General features: G+C 67.5%; 25 protein-coding genes. 11 read left to right on the plus strand and 14 right to left on the minus strand.

The annotated features are described in order from the left end of the window. Nucleotides 1-78 precede the first annotated feature (78 nt). From V6M51_RS17670 to V6M51_RS17680, 3 genes are all read left to right on the plus strand, one after another. Nucleotides 79-1,332, plus strand: a complete 1,254-nt coding sequence (locus V6M51_RS17670) for a cytochrome P450 (RefSeq protein WP_332769283.1) — start codon at nucleotides 79-81, stop codon at nucleotides 1,330-1,332. A 62-nt stretch (nucleotides 1,333-1,394) separates the two neighbouring features. Continuing rightward, nucleotides 1,395-1,715, plus strand: a complete 321-nt coding sequence (locus tag V6M51_RS17675; protein WP_332769284.1) for a 2Fe-2S iron-sulfur cluster-binding protein — start codon at nucleotides 1,395-1,397, stop codon at nucleotides 1,713-1,715. A gap of 49 nt (nucleotides 1,716-1,764) precedes the next feature. Next, nucleotides 1,765-2,352, plus strand: coding sequence for a MerR family transcriptional regulator (locus V6M51_RS17680; protein ID WP_332769285.1), 588 nt, complete (start codon nucleotides 1,765-1,767; stop codon nucleotides 2,350-2,352). Between the two features lie 12 nt (nucleotides 2,353-2,364). Here V6M51_RS17680 and V6M51_RS17685 read toward each other — a convergent pair whose 3' ends face one another. The 5 genes from V6M51_RS17685 to V6M51_RS17705 all read right to left on the minus strand — a co-directional run bounded on the left by V6M51_RS17685 (nucleotide 2,365) and on the right by V6M51_RS17705 (nucleotide 6,695). Beyond that, on the minus strand, nucleotides 2,365-2,955 hold the full coding sequence (locus tag V6M51_RS17685) for a TetR/AcrR family transcriptional regulator (RefSeq protein ID WP_332769286.1): 591 nt from the start codon (nucleotides 2,953-2,955) through the stop codon (nucleotides 2,365-2,367). 298 nt (nucleotides 2,956-3,253) lie between these two features. Further along, nucleotides 3,254-4,042, minus strand: a complete 789-nt coding sequence (locus V6M51_RS17690; protein ID WP_332769288.1) for an enoyl-CoA hydratase — start codon at nucleotides 4,040-4,042, stop codon at nucleotides 3,254-3,256. 96 nt (nucleotides 4,043-4,138) lie between these two features. Then, nucleotides 4,139-5,125: an NAD(P)H-dependent flavin oxidoreductase gene (locus V6M51_RS17695; RefSeq protein ID WP_332769289.1), complete on the minus strand. Its 987-nt coding sequence runs from the start codon at nucleotides 5,123-5,125 to the stop codon at nucleotides 4,139-4,141. A gap of 35 nt (nucleotides 5,126-5,160) precedes the next feature. Then, the gene (locus V6M51_RS17700; protein ID WP_332769290.1) at nucleotides 5,161-5,619 is read right to left on the minus strand and encodes a MaoC family dehydratase; all 459 of its coding nucleotides are present in this window, start codon (nucleotides 5,617-5,619) and stop codon (nucleotides 5,161-5,163) included. Nucleotides 5,620-5,816: 197 nt separating this feature from the next. Then, nucleotides 5,817-6,695: an alpha/beta fold hydrolase gene (locus V6M51_RS17705; protein WP_332769292.1), complete on the minus strand. Its 879-nt coding sequence runs from the start codon at nucleotides 6,693-6,695 to the stop codon at nucleotides 5,817-5,819. A 199-nt stretch (nucleotides 6,696-6,894) separates the two neighbouring features. On the opposite strand from V6M51_RS17705, the gene V6M51_RS17710 reads away from it, so the two are divergent. Beyond that, a complete protein-coding gene (locus tag V6M51_RS17710; protein WP_332769294.1) occupies nucleotides 6,895-7,707 on the plus strand; it encodes an SDR family oxidoreductase in 813 nt (270 codons plus the stop codon). Between the two features lie 103 nt (nucleotides 7,708-7,810). Here the strand turns inward: V6M51_RS17710 and V6M51_RS17715 are convergent, their stop codons facing one another. The 5 genes from V6M51_RS17715 to V6M51_RS17735 all read right to left on the minus strand — a co-directional run bounded on the left by V6M51_RS17715 (nucleotide 7,811) and on the right by V6M51_RS17735 (nucleotide 10,875). Continuing rightward, nucleotides 7,811-8,656 (minus strand): alpha/beta fold hydrolase, encoded by an 846-nt coding sequence (locus tag V6M51_RS17715; protein WP_332769296.1) that lies wholly within the window; start codon nucleotides 8,654-8,656, stop codon nucleotides 7,811-7,813. A 223-nt stretch (nucleotides 8,657-8,879) separates the two neighbouring features. Continuing rightward, nucleotides 8,880-9,779, minus strand: coding sequence for a fatty acid desaturase (locus V6M51_RS17720; protein WP_332769297.1), 900 nt, complete (start codon nucleotides 9,777-9,779; stop codon nucleotides 8,880-8,882). Beyond that, on the minus strand, nucleotides 9,776-10,048 hold the full coding sequence (locus V6M51_RS17725; protein ID WP_332769298.1) for a hypothetical protein: 273 nt from the start codon (nucleotides 10,046-10,048) through the stop codon (nucleotides 9,776-9,778). The genes V6M51_RS17720 and V6M51_RS17725 overlap by 4 nt, the downstream gene beginning before the upstream one ends. Before the next feature lie 47 nt (nucleotides 10,049-10,095). Beyond that, the gene (locus V6M51_RS17730; protein WP_332769299.1) at nucleotides 10,096-10,230 is read right to left on the minus strand and encodes a hypothetical protein; all 135 of its coding nucleotides are present in this window, start codon (nucleotides 10,228-10,230) and stop codon (nucleotides 10,096-10,098) included. A 48-nt stretch (nucleotides 10,231-10,278) separates the two neighbouring features. Continuing rightward, entirely contained in the window at nucleotides 10,279-10,875 is a 597-nt protein-coding gene (locus V6M51_RS17735; protein WP_332769300.1) for a TetR/AcrR family transcriptional regulator, read from the minus strand. 105 nt (nucleotides 10,876-10,980) lie between these two features. On the opposite strand from V6M51_RS17735, the gene V6M51_RS17740 reads away from it, so the two are divergent. Then, entirely contained in the window at nucleotides 10,981-11,796 is an 816-nt protein-coding gene (locus V6M51_RS17740) for an oxidoreductase (RefSeq protein ID WP_332769301.1), read from the plus strand. A 36-nt stretch (nucleotides 11,797-11,832) separates the two neighbouring features. Next, nucleotides 11,833-12,858, plus strand: coding sequence for a zinc-binding dehydrogenase (locus V6M51_RS17745; protein WP_332769302.1), 1,026 nt, complete (start codon nucleotides 11,833-11,835; stop codon nucleotides 12,856-12,858). Between the two features lie 54 nt (nucleotides 12,859-12,912). Here V6M51_RS17745 and V6M51_RS17750 read toward each other — a convergent pair whose 3' ends face one another. Next, a complete protein-coding gene (locus V6M51_RS17750) occupies nucleotides 12,913-13,365 on the minus strand; it encodes a winged helix-turn-helix transcriptional regulator (RefSeq protein WP_332769303.1) in 453 nt (150 codons plus the stop codon). 104 nt (nucleotides 13,366-13,469) lie between these two features. Between V6M51_RS17750 and acuI the strand changes: the two genes are divergently transcribed. Together acuI and V6M51_RS17760 are read left to right on the plus strand one after the other, a co-directional pair. Further along, the gene (gene acuI / locus V6M51_RS17755) at nucleotides 13,470-14,459 is read left to right on the plus strand and encodes an acrylyl-CoA reductase (NADPH) (protein WP_332769304.1); all 990 of its coding nucleotides are present in this window, start codon (nucleotides 13,470-13,472) and stop codon (nucleotides 14,457-14,459) included. Nucleotides 14,460-14,537: 78 nt separating this feature from the next. Continuing rightward, nucleotides 14,538-15,425 carry an SDR family oxidoreductase gene (locus V6M51_RS17760; RefSeq protein ID WP_332769324.1) on the plus strand — a complete coding sequence of 296 codons (888 nt, stop codon included), beginning with the start codon at nucleotides 14,538-14,540 and terminating at the stop codon, nucleotides 15,423-15,425. 113 nt (nucleotides 15,426-15,538) lie between these two features. Here the strand turns inward: V6M51_RS17760 and V6M51_RS17765 are convergent, their stop codons facing one another. The 3 genes from V6M51_RS17765 to V6M51_RS17775 are packed head-to-tail and all read right to left on the minus strand — an operon-like array spanning nucleotide 15,539 to nucleotide 17,321. Beyond that, nucleotides 15,539-16,234 carry an SDR family NAD(P)-dependent oxidoreductase gene (locus V6M51_RS17765; RefSeq protein ID WP_332769305.1) on the minus strand — a complete coding sequence of 232 codons (696 nt, stop codon included), beginning with the start codon at nucleotides 16,232-16,234 and terminating at the stop codon, nucleotides 15,539-15,541. Continuing rightward, a complete protein-coding gene (locus tag V6M51_RS17770) occupies nucleotides 16,234-16,821 on the minus strand; it encodes a 2-hydroxychromene-2-carboxylate isomerase (RefSeq protein ID WP_332769306.1) in 588 nt (195 codons plus the stop codon). Before V6M51_RS17770 ends, V6M51_RS17765 begins: the two co-directional genes overlap by 1 nt. After that, nucleotides 16,818-17,321 carry a winged helix-turn-helix transcriptional regulator gene (locus tag V6M51_RS17775; protein ID WP_332769307.1) on the minus strand — a complete coding sequence of 168 codons (504 nt, stop codon included), beginning with the start codon at nucleotides 17,319-17,321 and terminating at the stop codon, nucleotides 16,818-16,820. Before V6M51_RS17775 ends, V6M51_RS17770 begins: the two co-directional genes overlap by 4 nt. Before the next feature lie 246 nt (nucleotides 17,322-17,567). Here V6M51_RS17775 and V6M51_RS17780 point away from each other — a divergent pair, with 246 nt between their 5' ends. Genes V6M51_RS17780 through V6M51_RS17790 form a run of 3 tightly spaced genes read left to right on the plus strand, consistent with a single transcriptional unit; the run spans nucleotide 17,568 to nucleotide 19,663 of the window. Then, nucleotides 17,568-17,990 (plus strand): PaaI family thioesterase, encoded by a 423-nt coding sequence (locus V6M51_RS17780; RefSeq protein ID WP_332769308.1) that lies wholly within the window; start codon nucleotides 17,568-17,570, stop codon nucleotides 17,988-17,990. Between the two features lie 43 nt (nucleotides 17,991-18,033). Next, on the plus strand, nucleotides 18,034-18,837 hold the full coding sequence (locus tag V6M51_RS17785; protein WP_332769309.1) for an SDR family NAD(P)-dependent oxidoreductase: 804 nt from the start codon (nucleotides 18,034-18,036) through the stop codon (nucleotides 18,835-18,837). Nucleotides 18,838-18,871: 34 nt separating this feature from the next. Continuing rightward, the gene (locus V6M51_RS17790) at nucleotides 18,872-19,663 is read left to right on the plus strand and encodes a crotonase/enoyl-CoA hydratase family protein (RefSeq protein ID WP_332769310.1); all 792 of its coding nucleotides are present in this window, start codon (nucleotides 18,872-18,874) and stop codon (nucleotides 19,661-19,663) included. The last annotated feature ends 80 nt before the right edge of the window (nucleotides 19,664-19,743 follow it).

The following is a 19,743-nucleotide window of genomic DNA, read 5'->3' on the forward strand; positions in this document are numbered from 1 at the left end:
GCCATCCCCCTTCAGCCGCCGGGGTCCTAGGTTGACGGTTCAGACCCGCCTGAAGGTGGGCGGCAGGGAGTGAAGACCATGGCCGACGGAGCCGTCGCCCAGTCCGCGACAGATCGCGCCCATTCCATTCCGCTGGAAGAGATCGACGTCAGCCAACCGGAGCTGTGGCGCACCGACAGCCACTGGCCTTACTTCGAGCGGCTCCGCCGCGAGGATCCGGTGCACTACTGCCGCGACAGCCAGTACGGGCCCTATTGGTCGATCACCAAGTACAACGACATCATGGCGGTCGACACCAATCACCAGGTGTTCTCGTCGGAAGCCGCGCTCGGTGGGATCGTCATCGTCGATCCGGCCACGCCGCTGCGCCTGCCGATGTTCATCGCCATGGACCCGCCCAAGCACGACGCGCAGCGCAAGGTCGTCAGTCCGGCCGTGTCGCCGTTCAACCTGCAACGGATGGAGCCGATCATCCGCGAGCGGGCCGCCAAGATCCTCGATGAGCTGCCGCGCGGCGAGTCCTTCGACTGGGTCGACCGAGTGTCCATCGAGCTGACGACCCAGATGCTGGCCACCCTGTTCGACTTCCCCTTCGAGCAGCGACGCAAGCTGACCTACTGGTCGGACATGGCCACCATGGAGCCAGGCCCCGACATGCCGCTGAAGAACGACGAGGAGAAGCTCGCCGTGCTCATGGAGTGCCTGGGCGCGTTCACCGAACTCTGGAACCAGCGCGTCAACGCCCCGCCGACCGGCGACCTCGTCTCGCTGCTGGCCCACAACGAGGCCACCCGGAACATGAGCCCCGAGGAATATCTCGGAAACCTCATCCTCCTGATCGTGGGTGGCAACGACACGACCCGCAACAGCATCTCGGGCTCGCTGTACGCCCTGAACAAGAATCCCGACCAGTACCAGAAGCTGCGGGACAACCCCGCGCTCATCCCCTCGATGGTCTCCGAGGCCATCCGCTGGCAGACGCCGCTCGCTCATATGCGCCGCACCGCCCTGGAGGACATCGAGTTCGGTGGCAAGCTGATCAAGAAGGGCGACAAGGTGGTCATGTGGTACGTCTCGGGCAACCGCGACGACGAGGTGATCGAGAACCCGGACGCCTTCATTATCGACCGCGAGCGGCCCCGCCAGCACATGTCGTTCGGCTATGGCATCCACCGCTGCGTCGGCAATCGGCTGGCGGAACTCCAGCTGAAGATCGTCTGGGAAGAGATCCTCAAGCGGTTCCCCGTCATCGAGGTTGTCGGCGAGCCGGAGCGCACCCCGGCCTCGTTCGTGAAAGGCTACCTCAACCTTCCGGTCCGCATTCCGGTCTGACGCCGCGCCGCCACGCCCAAGCCTAGCGCCGGCCTCGGCCGCGACGCGTATGAGAAGCTGACATGCCCGTCATCACCTATGTCGAACACGGCGGGAAAGAGCACCGCATCACCCTCCAGCCCGGGGTCAGCCTGATGCAGGGCGCGGTCGCCCACGGCGTCCCCGGCATCGACGGCGACTGCGGCGGCGCCTGCGCCTGCGCCACCTGCCACGTCTTCGTGCATCCCGACTGGATCGCGCGCCTGGGGGACCGCAACGAGATGGAGGCGTCCATGCTGGAGTTCGCCGAGGGGGTTTTGGAGACGTCTCGCCTGGCCTGCCAGATCAAGGTCCACGTGGACCTCGACGGTCTCGTGGTCCACCTGCCGGCCGCACAGCATTGACCGCCGAGGGCCGGCGGGAGTCGGCCGGATCGAAGACAAGGGAACGTAAATGTCGGTCGAGCCGCTCGACGCGCCGTCCAAGACCTATCGGATAGGCCATCTAAGCCGGGAGTTCGGGGTCACCGCCCGTACGCTGCGCTTCTATGAAGAGCTGGGCCTGCTGGCGCCGGATCGGCGGGGCAGTGCACGGCTGTATTCCAGGAAGGACCGGGCTCGGCTCATCCTCATCCTGCAAGGCCGGGCCGTGGGCATACCCCTGGCCGAGGTCGGACACCTCCTCGACCTCCACGAACGCAAGGGCCGGGCCGCCCTGCATGCGGACGCGCTGTCGATCTTCCGGCGGCAGCTCCGGCTCCTGGAGGCGCGCCGTGAGGCGGCCGAGAAGGGGATCGCGATACTTCAATCGGCAATCGCACAGCTGTCTGATCCGGACGAAGCCGGAGTTCCCGAACGCCGCGAGGCGACGCCGGCGGCCGCCGGCGAGCGGCTCTCAGGGCGCGGGCCGCAGTGGTGGGGAAAGGGGCGGGCCCCGCAGGCCGATCTCGTTCAGCGGCGCGACGGCCCGTCGCACGCCGCCGAGGTCCCGCTTGCCGCCCAACTCATCCGCGACTTGGAAGACGGCATCGTCCGTGGCTGAGCGCCGCTGGGATCATTCGCCATCGCCGACAGCCGCGTCCAGGTCGAGGATGGATTGCCGGACCGCGCGCAGGATCTCGTCGGACCGACCCGTGCCGCGGAAGACCCGGGACAGGCTCATCGCGCCGACCATGGCGCACCATGCCGTGACCGCGGCGGCCTCCGCCTTCGGGCCGCTCCCCATCGCCTTGGCCATGTCCTTGAAACTCTTTTCGAGTTGGCGCGCCATCTGCGTGCGGATCTCGTCGTCCTCGGCGCGTCCGACATCGCCCGACAGGGCCGCGATCGCGCAGCCGTCGCGGGTGTCGTCGCGATGCGCCGGGCTGAGATATCCGTTCACGATCGACTTCACCGTGACGGGCGCGTCGGGGATCCTGGCGGCGACGAAAGCGGCCTCGCCGCGGTCCAGCGCCCGCTCGAGGGCGGCGGCGACCAGCGCCGCTCGGGACGGGAAATGGCCGTAGAAGCCGCCGTGCGTCAGGTTCGCCGCCTTCATGATCTCGGCGATGCTCAGGCTATCAAGCCCGCTTTGCCGAATCTGTCGCGCGGCGACGTCGAGGATACGCTCGCGGCTCTCCGCCTTTTCCGCCCGTGAATGGCCCACGCGATCCGCTCCAACTCGTGCTTGACGACTAAATGATGGTCATCATGTTGATCTGTATGCATGAGGCATAACATGCAGGACAGACCAACGACAATCGGCTCGGGTTTTCCGGGGGCCTTGCGCGGACGGGCGCGGCGCGGGCGGGTCCTGCGGCGCTCGTCGGCCGGAGGCGAGGCCCCGCCAGGCGCCGCCTAGATCTGCCCTTCTCGCGACGGCCCCCTTCACGCGAGATAGCCGCCGTTGGCGTCGATCACCATCACCCGATGCGCGACAGGTCGCCCCCGTGAGGGCCCTGGCCTCACCGGAGCTGCGAAAAATCCGCAGGCCGCTTCTCGAAGAAGGCGCTGACCGCTTCCTTTACCTCGGCCGAACGCAGCTGGGCCGCGAAATGGACGCCCTCGGCCGCCGACTGAGCGGCGACGACCTCGCGGTCGTTGCTCTTCATCAGCGACTTGACCAGCCTGACCGCGGTCGGCGCCTGGGCGGCGACAGCCTTCGCCCGGGCTAGCGCTTCGCCGCCCAGCGCATCGTCCGGGAAGACTTCCGCGATGAGGCCCAGGGCTTCGGCCGCCGCCGCGCTGATCTTCCTGCCGGTGAGGAAGAGGTCGGACGCCTTCTGAAGGCCGATGAGGCGCGGCAGCAGGAGTGTCGAGCCGGCCTCCGGCACGAGGCCCAGCCTGACGAAGGGCATCTGGAAGGTCGCGCTCTCGGCGGCATAGACCAGGTCGCAGTGAAGCAGCATCGTGACGCCGATGCCGACGGCCAGGCCGTTCACGGCCGCGATGACCGGCTTCTCGGCCGTACCGAGGTTCTCGATAAAGCGCGTGACTGGGGTCTTCTCGCCGGGTTCCTCTCCGAGCGGGGCCGCGCCCGCCTTGGCGAAGTCCCCCATGTCGTTGCCGGCCGTGAAGGCGTCGCCCATCGCGGTGATTAGGGTCACGCGGACGTCCGGATCGGCGTCGGCCCTTTCGAGGCCATCGGCTAGGGCGCCGTACATCTCGGGGGTCAGGGCGTTCTTCTTGTCGGTGCGGTTGAGCGTCAGCACCTGAACGCCGCCATCGAGCGTCACGAGCACTTTCTGGGTCATCTAGGGGTCTCCTGTCCGGCGGTGCGGACGGATTGAGTGCGGGGCGGCCCGATCGATTGCATCGGGCGGGTGGTTCGCGAGAACGCCCGTCCGGGTTCAGGCCGGCAGGAGCTGCAGCGTCCGCGCGAGGCGTTGGCGGATCAAGCTCTCGGCTTCATCCATGATGCGGTCGAGCAGCGCCTTAACCATCGGGATGTCGTGGATGAGGCCGGCGACCATGCCGCAGCTCCAGCCTCCGGCGTCCATCTCTCCGTCCAGCATGATCCGCGGATAGACCCCGGCCACTTCTGGCGCGATGTCGGCGAAGGTGATTGCCGGGCCGAGGGTCCGCTCCTTTTCCAGGAGCCGATCGACGCCCGCGTTGACGAGCACCCGCTCGGTGTTGCGCAGGGGGCGCATGATCAGCCGGGTGTCGAGCTCGCTGGCCGCCACCAGGGCCTGCTTCACGTTCTCATGCACCGGCGCTTCCTTGGTTGCGATGAAGCGGGTGCCCATGTTCATGCCCTCGGCGCCCAGCGCCAGAGCCGCCACGAGGCTGCGGCCGTCGGCCATGCCGCCGGACGCCACGAAGGGGATTTTCAACTCCTCCGCCGCCCGCGGCAGCAGGATGAAGTTGGGCACGTCGTCCTCGCCCGGGTGGCCGCCGCATTCGAAGCCGTCGATGCTCAGGGCGTCGACGCCGATCGCCTCGGCTTTCAAGGCATGGCGCACGGAGGTGCATTTGTGGATCACCTTGATCCCCGCCTCCTTGAGGACAGGCATCCACTTCTGCGGGTTATTTCCCGCCGTCTCGACGATCTTCACGCCCCCGTCGATGATCGCCTGGATGTAGCCGGGATAGTCCGGCGGTGTTACGGACGGGAGGAAGGTGAGGTTCACGCCGAACGGCTTGTCGGTCATCTCTCGGCACTTGCGGATCTCGTCGGCCAGGTGCTGCGGCGAGGGCTGGGTGAGCGAGGTGATCAGGCCCAGCCCGCCGGCGTTGGCGACCGCCGCCGCCAGCTCCGCGAAGCCGACATAGTGCATGCCGCCCTGGATGATTGGCCGTTCGATGCCGAAGAGCTCGGTGATGCGGGTCTTCATGTGGGGATTCCTGGCGTTCGGTGTTGGGACGGATGTCAGGCGAAACGCGTGAGGCCAAGGGACTCGGCGACGAGCGCCGGCTTTTCGGCGCCCTCGATCTCGACCGTCACCTGGCTCTTGATCAGGATCTCGCCAGGCCCGCGATCCACCACTTCGGTCAGCACGAAGCGGCCGCGGACGCGGCTTCCAGCCCGTACCGGCGACATCATCCGCACCCGGTCGAAGCCATAGTTCACCGCCATAAGGGTTCCCTCGAGCCGGGGCTGGCCGTCGAACATCATCGGCGCCAGGAGCGATAGGGTCAGGAAGCCGTGAGCGACCGTGCCGCCGAACGGGGTCGCCTTGGCGCGTTCGGGATCCACATGGATGAACTGGTGGTCCTCGGTGACGTCGGCGAACTTGTTGATGCGGTCCTGGCCGACTTCGAACCAGCGCGAAACGCCGACCTCCTGGCCGATCATCGCCTTGTAGGCGTCGAGGGTGATTTCAGACATGGGCGACGTCCTTTGCGACGGGAAAAACGGGGCGCGATCGGCCGAGAAAAACGGCCCGGCCGGCGCCTTGCGGCCTCGCCGGCTCCGCCCGATGACGCGCCTGAACACTGGCTGCCCATCAGCATGTCAATCGACATGCTGAGAGTCAATTGCGCGCCGGCCGGTTGGTCGGCTAGCCCCTCTTTGAACCGGCCCTGCTAATTCCCGACCTTGAGGAAGCCGATGATCTCTTCGGCGACGCGTTCGGGCTGCTCCAGTTGCAGGAAGTGACCCGCGTCCTCCATCACGACCTTGCGAAGTCCCGCCGGAAACTGGTTCTCCATTCCGTCGAGCAAGCCAACGCCCATACAGCCGTCGTTGCGGCCATGCAGGTACAGCGACGGCATGGAGATCGGGTCGCCAAGCTTGGCGGCCGCCTCCGCCCACTCGGGCTTCACCTCAGGGCCGCCGAAAAGCTGCCGATAGTATCCCAGCGTCTCTTCCAAGACGCCGGGTTGGGCGAACATGGCCTTCAGCGCCACGCGATCAGCGTCCGGCAAAACGTAGCCCGGTGACCATTCCGCCCAGAGACGATCGATGAAGGCGAAGTCGTTCGCGCCGGCCGCCATGACGGCCATCGGCGTCTGAAAGAAGAACATGTACCAGCTGCGTCGCTGTTGATCCCCGTCGAGCATGAACGCTGCCCGGATTTGCGGTCCGTAGGGCACCGCCATGGTGACGAGCTTGTCGATCCGCTCCGGGGCCAGGTTGGCGGCGGCGTAGGCGGCCGCGGCGCCCCAATCATGGCCGATTACAATGGCCGTCTCTGAGCCCAGAGCCTCAATCAAGGCGACGGCATCGCCGCCGGTGGCCCACGACTGGTAGCAGCCGTTCGGCGCCCTGCCGTCTGGCCAGTAGCCGCGCATCGCCGGGGCCACTGCACGATACCCCTCCTTCGCCAGGCGCTCGATCAGATCCGTCCAACTGCGGGCATGGTCGGGAAAACCATGCAGGCAAAGAACCAAGGGTCCATCGCCCGCCTCAAGGACCGGAAAGTCCAGGCCATTGGCGCGCACGGTGCGTTGTTTGAGGGTCACATGGCGCTCCGGGGTTGGCCTGGACTATGTCAGACTTGATAATCTGAATGCTAATCGTCATGCTGTTTTCGCATGAGATCAAGCGCGAAGTCTCTGGACGACGGGCGCTTGTCATCGGCTCCGATCAGTCGGCGAAGGGCATCGCCCAAGCTGGAGCGAGGCGCAAGGCGAGGGAGGCCACCCTGCTGGGGCGACCTGCTTGATCACCCACAACGAAGGAACGCGCAACATGACCGAAGCCGCCGCCACGGACAGCCAGCTTGCCTCACCCGATGTCGCGCTTATCGTTGGGGGCGGCCCCGGCATCAGCGCAAGCTGCGCCCGGCTGTTTGCCCAGAACCATATGCGTGTCGCGATCGCGGCCAGGGATCCGGACAAGCCTGTGCTGAAGGCCTTGGAGGCGTCTCATGGGGTGCGCCGGTACGGGTGCGATGCCGCCGACCCAGCTGCCGTGGCGCTCCTGTTCCAGGACGTTGTTCGGGACCTCGGGGCTCCGACGCTGGTCGTGCACAACATTGATGGCCGCGTCGCCGGAATCTTCCGCAAGGGCATCACCGAAGCCGACCCGGGCATGGCGCTGGAGACCCTTCGAAACGCGGCCTTCAGCGCCTTTCTGGTCGGCCAGCAGGCCGCGAGCTTGATGCGCGACAATCCCGTGAACGCGAACGGCGCGCGGGGCACGATCATCTTCACGAACGCAAGCGCGGCGCTCAAAGGCTTCCCGACCAGCGCGGCCTTCGCCATGGCGTGCCAGGCTAAATCCGGCCTCGCCCAGAGCATGGCGCGGGAGCTGATGCCCCAGGGCATCCACATCGCGAACGTGCCGATCGACGCCGCGATTGGCTGGACGCGGGAAGATGGCAGCCGCGCCCATCGGCTGGCGGGCACGACGGTCGACGACAACATGGCCGATCCCGACTGCATCGCGGAGACCTATCTGCAACTCCATCGCCAGCATCGGTCGACCTGGGCGTTCGAAGTCGTGTTGCGGCCGTGGTCCGAGAAATGGTGATGGCGAGCGGTCATCACGCGAGCACGCGCGAAATAGCCAACACAGACCCCTTGCGCCTCAGTTGAGCAGCGATGACGCCCACCGTTAGGAGGGCGCGACGCATTCACTCGTCCAGGAACTGGGCCGCGTGCTTCAGAAATCGTTCCGGATACTGGAACTGTGCGCCGTGACCGGCGTCGGGATAGACGATCAGCTGGGCATTCGGGATGTTCTGGACCATGTGCCAGGAGTTGATCGTCGCGATCATGACGTCGTTGACGCCATTGACGATCAATGTCGGCTGATTGATTTCGCCTAGATGGGCGAACGGCTTTTCCGGGTCGAGCGGCGTGACAAAGGCCGTGTTCGCCGCGATTTGCGCCTGCATCAACTCAGGTGAACTCGGCGGATCCTGGTCCTCGCGCTGGTGACGGCGTTTCCAGAAGTCTCGACCGGCCTGTTTGGCCGCATCGGACGGGCCGAAGAACAGGAACAGAAAGTCATCGACAGTCGGCGCCGGTCGGGGTGCGACCTCGAAGATTCTCATATCCGGATCGGGATTCCCGCCGCGGGGCTGTGTGCCGAGCAACATGAGCTTGCGGACGAGATCGGGATGACGCCGGGTCAGATCCTGCGCCACCATCCCCCCGAGCGAGAACCCCACGACGTCGACCTGGGAAAGACCGAGCGTGCGAACCACCTTCGCGGCATCATCGGCCATGTCCTCAATGAGCATGCGTGGCGCGCCCGTGGATGATGCGCAACCCCGATAGTCGTAGAGGATCACTTCGCGGCCCGCGGCCAGTCCATCCGTCATCAGCGGATCCCAATGGTCCATGCCACCGCGGAAATGCTGAAGAAAGAAGAGCGGGGGCTGCGCGGAACCGGAGTCGCCCCAGCGACGATAGGCGAAGCGCTCACCGTCCACTTCGACGAAGCGGCTCGGCGCTGTGAGGTGCGTGTCGGCCATGATTTGCTCCGTTGCTGGTCACCTTAACCGTGATGTGTCTCGTCAAGCGCTGTCGGCCCGAGCGGCCCGGCCTAGGATGGCGGGCGCCCGTCCTTGCGCCCGCCCGTTCCCCTTCGAGCGGCGATTGCGTTTCGAACTCGAGAAGACCGCCGGCCCCGCCTGTGCGATCTGGCTTGGCCAACGACGCCGGATACGGACACCCGAACCCACCCCTGATTGACCGTTAGAGTCCGTCCAACCGGCACCCGCGCGCCACGAGGATGGGCCGAAGCGCCCGGAAGGCCGCCGGATGTCGCATCAGCGGCATGCGCGGATAGAGGTGGTGGATGATGTGGTACTGCATGCCCATCGTCAGAATGTTGCCCAGGCGGCTTCGGAACCCGCGGGTGTCGCGGTAGCGTCCCAGATCCGCGGCCGGATGGTGCGGCGCCCAGCTCAGGAAGAACCGTATGTAGAGGCCGCCAATGATGTGGGGCAGCCAGATGAGCGCCGCCACCTCCACCGCATAGCCCGCCCAGGCGAACCCGAAGAGCAGGGCGTTCTTGGCGAGGGCGTACGCCAGGGCCACGGCGCCGGCGCGGCGAGCGTCGTCGGTCCCGAGGCGCTCCAGGGTCTTGGCGTAGGCGGTGCTCGCCGGCGGAACCGTCTGCAGTTGCATGCCGATGTCCTTGACGATCATGTGCCAGGCGCTGTCGGACCGGGTGTTGATGTCCGGGTCCAGCTCCGGGTCGTTGGCGTGCTTATGGTGCTCATAGTGTGTGAGGCGGGCGGCTTCGTAGGACAATCCCATGGGGACCGGCGAAAGGTGGCCGACGAGTTCGTTGAGCCAGAACAGCCGCTCGCCTTCACGGGCGATGATCCTGTGTTGGGCCTCGTGAGAGGGTAGATAGGCGAGGATCACGTTCACCGTCGCGATGGGCGCCGCCGCCCAGAGGGGCAGGGCGCCCGACAGGGTCAGGGGCCAAAGGGACAGCCAGACGGCCAGGTTTGTAAACGCCCAGGCGATCGAGCCCCACGGAAGGCCGCCCATGAATTCCTCGGCGATCGAACGCTCGAGGCGCAGCAGTTCCTGGGTTGTGAGCGCGCTGAGATCGCGCGCCTGCACCGTTGCGGAAACGCTCATAGCCACCGGCCCTTCAGGTTCGCGAACGCGCCCCACGATCCGCCGATCGCAAGGCCGACAAGTAGGGGCCACTGAGCATGGGCCGCCTCGGGAAGCGCGCGCTCGAGCAGTTGCGCAATCAGCGGCGCGATGAAGCCGAGCCCGAAAATCAGCGGCATGCCTTGAAGCAACATCGCCAGCAGGCGGCCCATGAGGCTGTCAGGGGCCGCGGCGGGCGGACCTGATCCGGCGCCGTCACTCGACGGCTGCGCGACGTCGTCGCGGGGCATGGCGTTTCTCCCTGTCGCCCGCTTCAAGGCAGGTCGGAAGGTGCAGCCTAGGTTGTCGGGAAGCTGGCAGCGATGGCGCGACGCGCCTCACTCATGGCATTTTGCGCCACGTCGCCGAAGGCGGAGCAGCCGATCCGCGGGTCGATCCGGCGCACGACATAGCCCAGAATGCCCCTGCGCATCTCGCTCGATCGAATGGCGACGCGGCCATGGACCAGGCGTCCTCTGCGTCAGGCGGGCTGGCCGGGGCAGGGGTCACTCGCCACCTGCGCCAGCGCTCGCGCCGCCTCCGCGCCGGCTGACAGGATGCGGTCCGAAAGCGCGCCCGAGGGCACGGCTCGCGCCAATTGCAGCGCGCCGATCAGGGTCGCATAGATCCCGAGCGCAACGCCTTGCGGGTCGCGCGTTTGCGGCGGCAGGGTCTCGGCGAACTGGCCAATGACTCCCGTCAACTGCTCGGCGAAGACGTCGCGCGTCTCGACTGGCTGGCGGGCGACCTCCGGCAGGAGGGCGGCGTATGCGCAACCTGTCCCTGGATCGTCGCGGTGCTCGGCTGACAGATAGGCCTCCAGAATCGCCTCCAAGCCGCCCGCGGCCAGGGCCTCGCGCATCTTGTTTGTCTGATCCTCCAACGCTCCCGCGAGGCTCTCGCGCACCAGGTCGGCCTTGGATCGGAAGTGTGGATAGAAGGCTCCATTGGTGAGTCCGGCCTCGCTCATGATCCCAGCCAGACCCGAGGCGGCGATGCCGTCCCGGCGGAATCGTTCAGCCGCGATCTCCGCGATGCGGCGGCGGGAAACGTCCTTGTGGCCTTTTTCGTAACGCATGCGCCCTCACAGCGGCTCAGCCCATTGCATTATGCACATAATATCATATTATGATCATAATGCAATCGCCCAGCGCCCGTTTTTAGGGACGGGCATGGAGGCCACATGACCCTACCCACAGGAAAGACGGCGATCGTCACCGGAGCCTCCACGGGCATCGGCCGAGCCACCGCAGAAGCGCTTGCCCGGAAGGGCTTCACCGTCTTCGGGACCAGCCGCAGGGCCAGCGCCGCGGGCCCGCAACAGGTCACGATGCTGACTTGCGACGTGACCGACGATGAGTCCGTCAAGGCCCTCGTCGCGACCGTGCTGTCGCGGACCGGGCGCATCGACGTCCTGGTCAACAACGCCGGCATCGGTCTGCAGGGCGGCGCCGAAGAGTCCTCGATCGGCCAGGTGCAGGCGCTGTTCGACGTCAATCTGTTCGGGGTCATTCGCGCCACCAACGCGGTGCTCCCGTCCATGCGGCTGCATGGAGGCGGGCGCATCATCAACATCAGTTCCGTGCTGGGGCTGATCCCAGCGCCCTATTCGGCGCACTACTCCGCGACCAAGCACGCGCTCGAAGGCTATTCGGAGTCGCTCGACCACGAGCTGCGGGCCTTCGACATCCGGGTCTCGCTCGTCGAGCCGGCCTATACGCGCAGCGTCTTCGACCAGAACGCCCTCGAGGCGGATTCCACATTGCGCGAATACGATCAGGCCCGGGCCGGCGTGCGCGCCCTCCTTGCGGATGTCATGCCCACGTCGGACCCGCCGGAGGTGGTGGCGGAGACCGTAATCCTGGCGGCCACCGACAGGCGGCCGCGGCGGCGCTACACCGCCGGCAAGGTGGCGCGGCAGATCAGCGTCCTGCGTCGGTTCGTCCCCGCCGACGCGTTCGACAAGAGCCTGCGCAAGCAAATGCGCCTGCCGGCGTAGGGCCAAGCCGCCGTGCGTCCAACCAAGGAATGCGGAATGACTGACGACGCGATCGAGTTGCACATTCCTCGGAAGGGGTCCGCGGCTGTCCTGACGCCGCTGGAGCGTCGGTTGTCGCCGCCGGGCTCGGGCGAGGTGCGAGTCTCCGTCGAGGCGGCCGGCGTCGCCTATGCCGACATCATGATGCGCCAAGGGGTGTATGCGGGACAGTCGCTGCCGGTGACGCCAGGCTATGATTTCGTCGGCCGGGTCGAGGCCTTGGGCGCGGACGTGACCGGGCTGGCGGCAGGCCAGCGGGTCGCCGGCGTGACGGTGTCGGGCTCCTATGCGACCCGCCGCAACGTCAACGCCCAATGGCTGGCGCCGGCGCCGGAAGGCGTCGATGCGGCCAAGCTCGTCGCCGCCGTCCTCAACGGCGTGACCGCCTGGCAGATGTTTCATCGGATCGCCAGTCCCGCCCCCGGCGAGTGGGTGCTGGTGCACGGTGCGGCCGGCGGCGTCGGCAACCTCTTGCTGGAGCTGGCCAGGATCGCCGGCGTCAGGGCGGTCGGAAGCGCCTCGGCGAACAAGGCCGATGTCGTCCGGGCCCGCGGGGGGGAACCCGTCGACTACCGCGGCGAGGATGTCGCGGCGCGGGCGCGCGCGCTGAGCGGGGGCGGGGTCGTGGCCGCGTTCGACCACCTGGGCGGCAAGCACTTCAAGAAGGTCTCCATGGCCGCCCTGCGCCCGGGTGGGGTCGGTGTGCTTTATGGCGCCTACGACATGACGCGCGACGGCAGGGTCAATCCGCTGGCGATCGCCGACCTGGTCATAAACGCCAGCTTCTCCAGCCTCGGGCTGTTTGGAAAAGGCCAGGGGGTCGTCACCTATTCCGCCCAGCCCTGGCGGGACGGGCGCCCGCTCGCATACCAGAAGGACCTCGCCGCGGTGTTGAAGCTCGTCGGGGACGGCGTTCTGTCGCCGCTGGTCGGCGCGACCTTCCCGCTGCACGAGGCGGCGCAGGCCCACCGGGCGCTGGAGACCAGATCGGTCGCCGGCAAGATCGTGCTGGTGACCGCCTGAGCAGGTGCGGTTGCAGCACCACCCCTAGCCGGAGTCCGACGGCGGCCGCCAACCTCAGCCGGCGGCGCCATCGCCTGCTGGGTCCGGACTGCGCCCAGGCGCGGACGCCCCGCGCCTTTGGATCTTCGCGGGCGACGGACCCTCGACCTTCCCGCAGTGCTCGCGGGGCGCTAGGCCCTGGCGTTCCACGCGATAGCGCTCACCCCATTCCCGCAGAGCGGCGAGGACCGGGACGAGCGTGCGGCCGAAGTCGGTGACGGCGTATTCGACGCGTGGGGGGACCTCGGCGAAGACACGGCGGGTGACGACCCCGTCGGCCTCGAGCTCCCGCAACTGAAGCGTGAGCATCCGCTGAGTGGCCTGGGGCACGAGCCGGCTGAGTTCCATGAAGCGCTTCTTGCCGCCCATCAGGTGATACAGGATCAGCGGCTTCCACAGGCCGCCGACCACAGACAGCGTCGTCTCCACGCCGCAATCGCTGCGGGAATCCAGTCGTTTCGGGCGCATGGCGCTACTTCCATAATTGATAGTACCGGCGATGATTGTGCCTTCTTGCAAGATCGCATGCACGTGCCAAATCAGAACCTGCGGACATTTTAGAGGAAGAAGCGATGACGTTCAGGGCTTTGGTGGCGCGCAAGAGCGGCGAGACGATCGTGGCTCAGGTGGAGGCGATGGACGACGCCGACCTGCACGCGGGCGATGTGACCGTCGCGGTGGAATGGTCCACGGTGAACTACAAGGACGGCGCCGCGCTGAGCGGGCGGGCCGGGATCATCAAGGCCTTTCCCCTCATTCCAGGTATCGACCTCGCGGGCGTCGTCGAGTCATCCTCCGACTCGCGGTTCACGGCGGGCGACCGGGTGGTCGTCAACAGCTGGGGCATGAGCCAGACGCACCACGGCGGCTATGCGGAGCGCGCCCGCGTCCCTGGCGATTGGGTGATCAAGCTCCCCGATGCGATCTCGACCCGCCACGCCATGGCGATCGGGACAGCGGGTTACACCGCCATGCTCAGCGTCCTGGCCCTCGAGCACGGTGGCGTCACCCCCGACAAGGGCGACATCCTCGTCACGGGCGCCGCCGGCGGCGTGGGATCGGTCGCCATCGCGCTGCTCTCGCGCCTGGGCTACCGGGTGATCGCCTCGACGGGCCGACCGCAGGAGCAGGCCTATCTCACCGCGCTTGGCGCCGCCGAGATCATCGACCGCGCGACCCTGTCCCAGCCGGCGGCCAGCCCCATTGGCGCCGAGCGCTGGGCCGGCGTGATCGACTCTGTGGGCAGTCACACCCTGGCAAATGCTTTGGCCCAAACCAAATATCGCGGCGTGGTCACCGCATGCGGCCTGGCCCAGGGCATGGACCTGCCCGCGACAGTCCTGCCGTTCATCCTACGCAACATCACCCTGGCCGGGATCGACTCCGTCAACGCGCCCAATGCGGTGCGTGTGGAAGCTTACGCGCGCCTGGCCCGCGACCTCGACCTGGCCAAGCTTGAGAGCACGGTGACCGAGGTCGGCCTCGCCGAGGCGCCCCAGGTGGCCCAGGCGGTGTTGCGCGGCGAGATCCGCGGCCGCGCCCTCGTGGACGTCCGCCGCTAGGCGCCGCCCGCCTCGCGACGGGTCGTCGTGAGGGGAGGGGAGGCGGCCGAACCCAGACAATCCGCGAATGGGGTCGTGATGCGTGTCTTTGTCACTGGAGCTACGGGATGGGTTGGCTTCGCGGTCGTCCAGGAGCTGGTCGCAGCGGGCCACCAGGTTCTCGGTCTGACCCGATCGGATGCAGGGGCGCTGGCTGCGGCGGGGGCCGAGGTCCATCGCGGCTGCCTGGAGGATCCTGAAAGCCTGCGCCGTGGCGCGGCCTTGGCCGACGGCGTGATCCACACGGCATTCAACCATGACTTCTCGCGATATGCGCAGAACAGCGAGATGGACCGGCGCGCCATCGAGGCGCTCGGCGCCGAGCTGGAGGGTTCCGACCGCCCCCTGCTCGCCACCTCCGAGCTACCGTTCCTCACATCGGGCGGGGTCGCGACGGAGGCCGACGCGTTCCATCCCGTCCCTGGCCCCTACGTCCGCCAGTCTGAAACGGCCGTCGACGCCCTGGCGGCCCGCGGCGTCCGCGCGGCGGCCGTCCGCATGCCCCTCTCGGTCCATGGCCCGGGCGATCATGGCTTCGTGCCGGCCCTGATCGACATCGCCCTTGCGAAGGGGGTTTCGGCCTATCCGGGCGACGGGCTCAACCGCTGGCCCGCGACGCACCGGCGCGACGTCGCCCGGGTCTTCCGGCTTGCGCTCGAGCGGGGCGCCGCCGAGGGGCCGTATCACGCGATTGGCGAAGACGGCGTGCCGTTCAAGGCGATCGCGGAGGTCATCGGCCGGCGTCTGAACCTGCCGGTCATCGCCATGTCTCCCGAGAAGTCGGCCGACCATTTCGGCTGGTTCGCGATGTTCGCGGAGATGAACCTCCCCGCGACGAGCCTTCGCACGCGCGCTCTGCTGAATTGGGACCCCGCGCAACCGGGGCTCCTCTCCGACATGGAGCACGCGGGCTACTTCGCCGACTGAAAGGATCGGGCGCCGCCGCCCCTTTGAGTTCGAAATTCACATCCGCCTGCGGCAGATGCGCCAACGCCGCCGCACCGCACCACATTCGGCGCGAGGCGGCGGCGGCCGCGCACCTACCAGGGCTCGTGGAAGGGGCGAATCTCGGCCAGGAAGGACCAGGCGTCCCGCGGCTGGTGGGCCAGGTGGAAAACCTCCGCGGCGATGGAGGTCGGAGAGCAGAAGAAGTCGTCCTTGGCGTCCTTCATCCGTTCCCGTTGCCAGGGAACGTCGATGACCGCGTCGATGATCAGGTAGGCGACGTGCACGCCCTTGGGTCCCAGGTCGCGGGCTAGGGACTCGGCCAGGATGCGCTGGGCGGCCTTGGTGGGCGCGAACCCGGCGAAGAAGGCCTTGCCGCGCTGCGCCGAGGTGTTGCCCGTGACGATCAGGGCGCCTTCGCCAGCCTCGACCATCGCCGGCGTCGTCAGCCGGGCGAGGTGCATCAGGGCCATGGTGTTGATCTCGAAGTTGCGCTGCAGCACCGACGGATCGATGTCGCGGAAGCTGCCGAAGGCGCCGCCCACCGCGTTGTGGACGACCACATTCGGCGCCCCGACCCGAGCGAGCACGCCTTCCAGCGCCGCGAGGTCAGTGACATCGCACGGACAGGCGATCGAGTCGGGGATCTCCGCTTCGAGGGCCGCCAGGCGGTCCGCGTCCCGCGCCAGCATGGCGACGCGGTATCCCCCCTCGGCGAACCGGCGGGCGACAGAGGCTCCGGTGCCGGGTCCGACACCGGTGACCAGGGCGAGGGGTTTGATCGAGGCCATCACGCCATCTCCTTGGGCGCGAGGGATTCGCGCACGAAATCGAGCCGGTCGTTTCCGAAGAACATCTCGTCGCCGACAAAGATGGTGGGCGCGCCGAACATGCCGCGTTCCGCGGCCGCTTCCGTGGCCGCCGCGAGCGTCGCCGCGGTCGCCTCCTGCCCAGCCGCCGCGATCAGATCGGCCGCCGGCAGCCCGCGCGCGGCGAGCGTCGCCTCAAGGCCGGCGGGCGAGGGGTCACCCTGGCCGCCCCAGACCGCATTGAAGATCGTGGCGACGACCGCCGCCCGGGTGGCCTCGTCCTGCGCCGCCGTGGCCACGCGAAGCAGAAGGTCACCATCCATCTTTTCCCGGGCGGGGGGGATCACCTGGACCCCATAGCGCGCCGCCCAGCGTCCCAGGTCCTTGCCTGCATAGGTGCGCTTCACGGGGCAGGTGATGGTGGTCGGCGTATTGTTGACCAGCTTCATCAACGGCAGGACCGAGATCGGCACGAGGCGCACCGGTGCGCCGAGCGTCCCCAGCTGGCTGTGCGCCAGATAACTGTACGGACTCTGGAAGTCGAAATAGAACTCTATGGTCGCGCTCATGCGGCGGCTCCTTTGTTGATGTTGTCGAGGAGGGCGCGGACGGTGTCGTCGGCGCCTGGTCCAGGCTGGTAGCGGATCCTTTCGCGCGGGACCGCGCGGCCGGTCCGAGGATCGACGAGCGCCAACCGCAGCTCGCATCCGGTCTCGGCATCGACCACCTCCATGGTCGGCGCGCCGTAGCCCGTGGCGTCCCAACGGTCGCCCCACTCGCGCAAGGCTGTGGTCACCTTCCAGAAGTCGCGGCCCTTGTCGGTGAGCCGATATTCGTCCCGCGGCGGCCGATCCTGATAGCGCACCCGTTCGACGAGCCCATGCGCCTCCAGGTTCTTCAGGCGCGTGGCCAGGGTGGTGGTCGGAATCCCTATGCTTGCCCGCAGATCGTCGTAGCGATGAAGGCCCAGCGCCAGGTCGCGCAGCAGCAGGATCGTCCACTTGTCGCCGGCCACTTCCAGCGCGCCGGCGATCGAGCAGCGCATCCCAGCGAACGATTTCGGTCTCATGGCGCGGGGCTCCAGTAACTCTTGTAATTAGAGTGACTGGCCGATATCGCTATTGCAAGTGCAAAAAACGTACTCGCCAGATCCGCTTCAACTTGTGCTTGACGGTCTGTATGATGGTCATCATGTTAATTCGCGTGCATGAGGCATGACATCCAGAATGTCGCGGCAATGGGCTGCGGGTTCGCAGTCCGGCCAGGCATGGCGGCCGCGAATCCGCAGCCCACGCCGTAGAGGAAAGGGACGATTATGGCGAAGCCGGTGGCCGTCCTGGCCCTCCTGGCCGACCGCGCCCTGCCCACCTTCGGGCGCATGGAGTTGCAGCCTGCGCGCTTCGACGCCGAGGCCCGGCGGCTGTCGGTCTCGGCTCATATCGGCGCAGAGTTCGCGGACGGCCGAGGCGTCGTCCGCGGCGGCTTCTTCGCCGCCGTCCTGGACGACGTCATGACCGGCGCCGCCATCCTGACCCTCGGCGACGAGGTCCAGCCACGGCTCGTCACCCAGTCGCTCGACTACCTATGCGGCGCAGGCCCGGGCGAGTTCACCGCCGAAGGATGGGTGGTGAGCGTTGGTCCGGACTACTGCCTGACGCGGGCGGAGCTTCGCGGGCCGGGCAGTGAACTCGCCGCCCTCGCCCAGGGCGTGGTCGTGCGGAACACGGGCGACGGTTGAGGCGATGACGGTGGCGGACAATTCGAATGAGAGGGAAGAAGACATGACCGACAGCCGAACCTACGCCCTCGTCACGGGGGCCTCGTCGGGGATCGGCGCGATCTATGCCGATCGTCTTGCGGCGCGCGGCCACGACCTGATCCTTGTCGCCCGCCGACGCGACCGGTTGGAGGCCCTGGCCGCGCGACTGCGCCAGGACCACGGACGGCAGGTGGAGATTCATGCCGCCGACCTCGGCGACCCAGAAGACCTTGCGCGCATCGAGGCGCTGGTGAGCGGGCGCGACGACATCGGGGTCCTAGTGAACAATGCGGGCCTCGGCGCCGGCGCGCCCAGCGTTTCGGCCGATCGCGACGCCGTGGCGACGCTGATCAAGATCAACGTCCTGGCGCTCACGCGGCTCTGCCTCGCCGCCACGCCCCGGTTCGCCGCGCGCGACGACGGGCTGATCATCAACATCGGGTCGGTGATCGCGGTCATCCCGTCCGCGACCGCCGCCGCCTACAGCGGCTCCAAGGCCTATGTCCTCAATTTCTCACGCTCGCTGCAAAGCGAGTTCTCCAAGACGAACGTGAAGGTGCAGGTCGTCATGCCGGGTCCGGTCCGGACCGAGTTCTTCGGCGACCGGCCGCCGCCGTTCCCCGATGAGCTCTTCATGTCGCCCGAGACGGTGGTCGATATCGCGTTCCAGGCGTTGGACCAGGGCGAACTCGTGTGCTGGCCGACCCTGCACGACCTTCAGGCCTGGACGGTCTTCGATGATGCGCGGCGGACGCTGAGCAAGGCGGTCAGCCAGACCGCGGTCCCGCCGGCGCGCTACGGCCTGCCCGCCCCCGAGGCCGCGTGACGGCCGTCCCAACCTCAATTCCAGGAGACCTTCGATGAGTGAAACCGCAGTGCAGGTGGGCCGCGTCCGTCAGGAGCGTCACGGCCACATCCTGAAGATCGTGATCGACAACCCCGGCAAGATGAACGCCTTCAGCCCGGAGATGATGGAGGAGCTGTCGGAGGCGTTCACCGTCCTCGACCGCGACGACGACCTCTGGGTCGGGGTCCTCTGCTCGGTGGGTGAGCATTTCACCGCCGGTCTCGACATGCCCAAGTTCTTCGGGCCCAAGGCGGTGAAGCTCGACCGGCCGGCCGGGAACATCGACCCCTTCGGACTGGAGAACCGCTGCCGCAAGCCGTTGGTGACGGCGATCCAGGGCGTGTGCTTCACCATCGGCATCGAGATCATGTTGGCCGGCGACATCGTGGTGGCGGCCGACAATGCGCGGCTGTGCCAGATGGAGTCCAAGCGGGGGATCGCACCGCTGGGCGGAGCGCACTTCCGCTATGTCACCCGCGCCGGCTGGGGCGACGCCATGTACCACCTGCTGCTCTGCGACGAGTTCACGGCCGCCGAGGCGCACCGGATCGGCCTCGTCCAGGAGGTGGTGGCCCCCGGCCAACAGGTGGAACGGGCGATGGCGCTTGCGGGGATCATCGCGAAGAACGCGCCGCTGGGCATCCAGGTGACCAAGGAAGCGGGCCTCAAGTTCATCGAGGCGGGCGAACGCGCCGCCATCGACGTCATCCCGGCGATCCGCCAGCGGGTGATGGACAGCCAGGACGCCAAGGAAGGCATCCAATCCTTCGTCGAACGTCGCGCGGCGGTCTTCCAAGGCCGCTAAGCCAAGAGGCGTCGGGGAAGGGCGCCTCTTGGACGGATCGTGGCCGTGAGTCCGGCCGCGATCCGTCGTCCTTCCATCCA

The sequence above is a fragment of the Phenylobacterium sp. genome (genome assembly GCF_036677185.1).
In the GTDB taxonomy this organism is placed as follows: domain Bacteria; phylum Pseudomonadota; class Alphaproteobacteria; order Caulobacterales; family Caulobacteraceae; genus Phenylobacterium.